Source organism: Caldimonas sp. (assembly GCF_046289365.1).
Classification (GTDB): Bacteria; Pseudomonadota; Gammaproteobacteria; order Burkholderiales; family Burkholderiaceae_C; genus Caldimonas.
Genome location: NZ_JBKBVU010000236.1, coordinates 1 through 4,239 on the forward strand (window position 1 = coordinate 1; position 4,239 = coordinate 4,239).

Annotated in this window: 6 protein-coding genes and 1 pseudogene; 4 read left to right on the forward strand and 3 right to left on the reverse strand. The window is 66.7% G+C overall.

Annotated features, from left to right (window positions below):
* On the reverse strand, window positions 1–201 hold a 201-nt coding region (locus ACK42S_RS16055), incomplete at its 3' end, for an FAD-dependent oxidoreductase (RefSeq protein ID WP_409709831.1).
* A 261-nt stretch (window positions 202–462) separates the two neighbouring features.
* Here ACK42S_RS16055 and ACK42S_RS16060 point away from each other — a divergent pair.
* Window positions 463–1,245, forward strand: a complete 783-nt coding sequence (locus ACK42S_RS16060; protein WP_409709834.1) for an SDR family oxidoreductase — start codon at window positions 463–465, stop codon at window positions 1,243–1,245.
* A gap of 15 nt (window positions 1,246–1,260) precedes the next feature.
* Window positions 1,261–1,680, forward strand: coding sequence for an acyl-CoA thioesterase (locus tag ACK42S_RS16065; RefSeq protein ID WP_409709837.1), 420 nt, complete (start codon window positions 1,261–1,263; stop codon window positions 1,678–1,680).
* A 14-nt stretch (window positions 1,681–1,694) separates the two neighbouring features.
* Here the strand turns inward: ACK42S_RS16065 and ACK42S_RS16070 are convergent, their stop codons facing one another.
* On the reverse strand, window positions 1,695–2,720 hold the full coding sequence (locus ACK42S_RS16070) for a glycosyltransferase family 4 protein (RefSeq protein WP_409709840.1): 1,026 nt from the start codon (window positions 2,718–2,720) through the stop codon (window positions 1,695–1,697).
* A gap of 74 nt (window positions 2,721–2,794) precedes the next feature.
* A complete protein-coding gene (locus ACK42S_RS16075) occupies window positions 2,795–3,355 on the reverse strand; it encodes a LuxR C-terminal-related transcriptional regulator (RefSeq protein ID WP_409709843.1) in 561 nt (186 codons plus the stop codon).
* A 101-nt stretch (window positions 3,356–3,456) separates the two neighbouring features.
* Here ACK42S_RS16075 and ACK42S_RS16080 point away from each other — a divergent pair, with 101 nt between their 5' ends.
* Together ACK42S_RS16080 and ACK42S_RS16085 are read left to right on the forward strand one after the other, a co-directional pair.
* Window positions 3,457–4,158, forward strand: coding sequence for a CoA transferase subunit A (locus ACK42S_RS16080; protein ID WP_409663869.1), 702 nt, complete (start codon window positions 3,457–3,459; stop codon window positions 4,156–4,158).
* Between the two features lie 12 nt (window positions 4,159–4,170).
* Window positions 4,171–4,239, forward strand: a pseudogene (locus ACK42S_RS16085) (succinyl-CoA--3-ketoacid-CoA transferase); the annotation flags it as partial.

The following is a 4,239-nucleotide window of genomic DNA, read 5'->3' on the forward strand; positions in this document are numbered from 1 at the left end:
CACCGCACCCGACATGATGTGGGCCCCGGGTTCGGAGCCCTTCTCCAGCACCACCACCGAGATCTCCTGGTTCTTCTCGGCGGCGAGCTGCTTCAGCCGGATGGCCGTGGCCAGCCCCGCGGGGCCGGCGCCGACGATCACGACGTCGTATTCCATGGATTCGCGCGGGCCGTACTGCTCCAGGATCTCTTGCGCAGTCATCGTGTCTTCCTCTTCGAATGGATGGGATCGCCTGGGGGCCGAGGCCGACGCTTCCGCCCCGAACTGCCGCGATTCTATCGGCTTGTCATGAAAAATCGAACGATCGTTCGATTCTGTGATCGGGAGCTGACTCTAGCGCATCGTTCGCCGCGCCGCTGTCGGCCGTGCGACAGGCTGTGATCGGGCCCGTGGTCCCGCTATGCTTGGGACCTTTACAGCCGATCGACCCCTTTTGTCTTTGTGCACCCCCGAGAGGCCCACATGAGTTACAGCATCGACCTGTCCGGCCGCGTGGCCTTGATCACCGGCGCATCCAGTGGCCTGGGCGAGCAGTTCGCTCGCACCCTGGCCCGCGCTGGGGCTGCCGTCGTGCTCGCGGGCCGCCGGGTCGAGCGGCTCAAGACCCTGCGCTCGGAGATCGAGGCCTTGGGGGGCGATGCCCATGTCGTCGGACTGGACGTCACCGACACCGGCAGCATCCGCTCGGCCGTGGCACACGCCGAGACCGAGGTGGGCGCGATCGACATCCTCGTCAACAACTCCGGTGTCAGCACCACCCAGAAGCTCGTGGATGTCACCCCCGAGGACTACGACTACGTCTTCGACACCAACACCCGCGGTGCCTTCTTCGTGGCCCAGGAGGTCGGCAAGCGCATGCTGGCTCGTGCCCGCGGCGCGGCGCCGGGCACCTACACCGGCGGGCGCATCGTCAACATCGCCTCGATGGCGGGCCTGCGCGTGCTCGGCCAGATCGGCGTGTATTGCATGAGCAAAGCTGCCGTGGTCCACATGACCCGTGCGATGGCCCTGGAGTGGGGCAAGTACGGCATCAACGTGAACGCCATCTGTCCGGGCTACATCGACACCGAGATCAACCACCACCATTGGCAGACCGAGCAAGGCCAGAAGCTGATCGCGATGCTGCCGCGCAGGCGCCTGGGCGAGCCCAAGGACCTCGATGCCCTGCTCGTGATGCTGTGCTCGAACGAGAGCCACTTCATCAATGGGGCGGTGATCGCCGCCGACGACGGTTTTGCCCTCTGAACGAACGATTCGAGCATGCGCATCGACATCCCCGACCAGAAGAAGCTCGTGCACGAGATGCACATCCCCATCCGCTGGGGGGACATGGACGCCATGGGCCATGTCAACAATGCAACTTACTTCCGCTACCTCGAGACGGTGCGCATCGATTGGCTGCACCGCCTGGGTGGGGCGCCCGACCCCCGCGGCACGGGGCCGGTCATCGTCAATGCCTTCTGCAACTTCTACCGACAGATCGAGTTCCCGGGCACGCTGCTGGCTCGCCACTACGTGGCCAATCCCGGACGCAGCAGCGTGGACACCTTCATCACGCTCGAGCGCACCGACCGCCCCGGCCAGATCGATGCGGCCGGCGGGGCGACCTTGGTGTGGGTGGACTTTCCCCGGCAGACCTCGGTGCCTCTGCCCGAGTGGCTGCGCGCGGTCGTGAGCTGAGCCCCACCGCCGGTTCAGGCTGCGGCGGGCACCGGGCCATCCCGCCCGAGCGGCCGCAGCGCCTGGAGGAACTGCTCGGTCGCTGCCTGCCAGGAATAGCGGCGGGCGTGCTCGTGCACCGGCCCGCGAGGCAAAGCCAGCGCGCGCAGGCAGGCCGTGCGCAGGTCTGCATCGAGCACACCGCCGGGGGAGTCCCCCACGACGTCGATCGGACCGGGCACCGGAAAGGCCGCCACCGGTGTTCCGCAGGCCATGGCCTCGACCATCACGAGCCCGAAGGTGTCCGTCAGGCTGGGGAAGACCACCACGTCGGCCGTGCGGTACAGCCGCGCCAGCGTCGGGCCGTCGAGCACACCGAACCAGCGCACCCCAGGGTACTGCCTTTGCAGACGGACGCGCTCGGGCCCGTCACCGGCCACCCACTTCTCGCCGGGTAGATCCAGCTTCAGAAAGGCCTCGACATTCTTTTCCACAGCCAACCGGCCCACATGCAGGAAAACCGGCGCCTCTCCCCGGGGCAGCCGGTCGCCCTGCGGCGTGAACATCGTCAGATCCACTCCCCGCGACCACAGCTGCACACGGGCGAAGCCCCGGGCGCGCAGGTCGGCGACGATGGCCGGTGTCGGTGCAAGGGTGGCCGCTCCCGCGTTGTGGAAACGCCTCAGCGCTGCATAGCTCCAGGCCAGCGGCATGCCCAGGCGCGCATGCACATACTCGGGGAAGCGGCTGTGGTAGGCCGTCGTGAACGGCCAGCCGCGTGATCGAAGCACGGCCCGGGCTTGCCAGCCCAAGGGCCCTTCAGTGGCGAGGTGGACGCAGTCGGGCGCCAGCGCGTCGATCACCCGGGCCAGGCGGCGGCGGGTGACCCAGGCCAGGCGGATTTCCGGGTAGGTCGGGCATGGCAGGGTGGGGAATCCCTGGGGCGACAGCACCTCTACCTCATGCCCCAGGGCCAGCAGCTCACGCCGCGTCATCTTCAGGGTGCGCACGACGCCGTTGACCTGCGGCTCCCAGGCGTCCGTGACGATGAGGATCTTCATGCGCGCTCCGCGGTGACGGTGGCGCGATTGAAGGACACCCACGTTGCGCCATCGTGACAGCGCGCGAGGGGCGCTCAGCCGCCCATGAGCTTTTGCACCAGCTCCGGCGTCGTGCCTGCCTGGTATTTGCGCAGCAACCGTGCCCGGTAAATGTCCACCGTGCGGTGGCTTACCCCCAGCGCCTTGCCGATCTGCTTGCTCGTCTGTCCCTCGATCAGCAAGGCGGCAACCTCGCGCTCGCGGCCGGTGAGCTCCAGCGTGACGGGACGTTTGGACGACAGATCCTCGAAGGTCCAGATGCCCGCAGCGTGCGGGGTGTCGCGATGGAACGCGCGGCCAGTCACGTGGCACCAGAACAGCTCGCCCTGCGGGTCGCCCGGCGAGCGCTTCATGATCCGTTCATCGGCATAGCGGCCGCTCGCCCCCAGGATGGGCTCGATGCGACGGCCGGTGCGCTCGAACTCGTCGGGGCTCGGATAGAGCACGAGGAAGGACTGTCCGACCAGCACCTCGCGCGAGGTGCGGAACATCTCGGCCAGGGCGTGATTGCAGTCGACGATGATGCGGTTGCGTGACAACACCAAACCGACCGGCGCCATCTCGAATGCGGCACGGTAGTCGATCGGGGGCAGCATGGACATCGTTGCGGGCTCAGGAGACTGCTTAGGCGATTCTACGTATCCTGATACGTAGTACGCTGTGGGTTTGTCCCACCCCCCTTGCGAAGGAGACTCGCATGAACAAGCTCTACCCCAGTGCTGCCGAGGCACTGAAAGGGATCGTCAAGGACGGCCAGATGCTGGCCGTCGGCGGCTTTGGCCTGTGCGGCATCCCCGAGGCCCTGATCGACGCGCTGCAGGCCAGCGGTGTGAAGAACCTGACCGTCATCTCCAACAACGCCGGCGTGGACGGCTTCGGGTTGGGCAAGCTGCTGGCCACGCGCCAGATCAAGAAGATGATCTCCAGCTACGTGGGCGAGAACAAGGAATTCGAACGCCAGTACCTCAGCGGCGAGCTCGAACTGGAATTCACGCCCCAGGGCACCCTGGCCGAGAAGCTGCGCGCCGGTGGGGCCGGCATTCCGGCCTTCTTCACCCGCACCGGCGTGGGCACCATCGTGGCCGAAGGCAAGGAGGTGCGAGAGTTCGACGGCGTGAAGTACGTGATGGAGCGCTCCCTGGTGCCCGACGTCTCGCTCGTCAAAGCCTATGTGGCCGACAAGTCCGGCAACCTCGTCTTCCGCAAAACTGCCCGCAATTTCAACCCCAACGTGGCCATGGCTGGCAGGATCACCGTGGTCGAGGTCGAAAAGATCGTCGAGACCGGCGAACTCGACCCCGACCAGATCCACCTGCCGGGCATCTTCGTGCACCGCATCGTGCTCAACGCCACCCCCGAAAAACGCATCGAGCAGCGCACCGTGCGCGCCGCCGCCTGAAGGAGAACGCAAATGGCTTGGAACCGTGACGAGATGGCGGCCCGTGCCGCCCGCGAGCTGCGCGACGGCTACTACGTCAAC

Excerpts from the sequence above, each read along its gene's own strand:
- ACK42S_RS16060 (WP_409709834.1), top strand. The coding sequence starts at position 463 with ATGAGTTACAGCATCGACCTGTCCGGCCGCGTGGCCTTGATCACCGGC.
- ACK42S_RS16065 (WP_409709837.1), top strand. The coding sequence starts at position 1,261 with ATGCGCATCGACATCCCCGACCAGAAGAAGCTCGTGCACGAGATGCAC.
- ACK42S_RS16070 (WP_409709840.1), bottom strand. The coding sequence starts at position 2,720 with ATGAAGATCCTCATCGTCACGGACGCCTGGGAGCCGCAGGTCAACGGC.
- ACK42S_RS16075 (WP_409709843.1), bottom strand. The coding sequence starts at position 3,355 with ATGCTGCCCCCGATCGACTACCGTGCCGCATTCGAGATGGCGCCGGTC.
- ACK42S_RS16080 (WP_409663869.1), top strand. The coding sequence starts at position 3,457 with ATGAACAAGCTCTACCCCAGTGCTGCCGAGGCACTGAAAGGGATCGTC.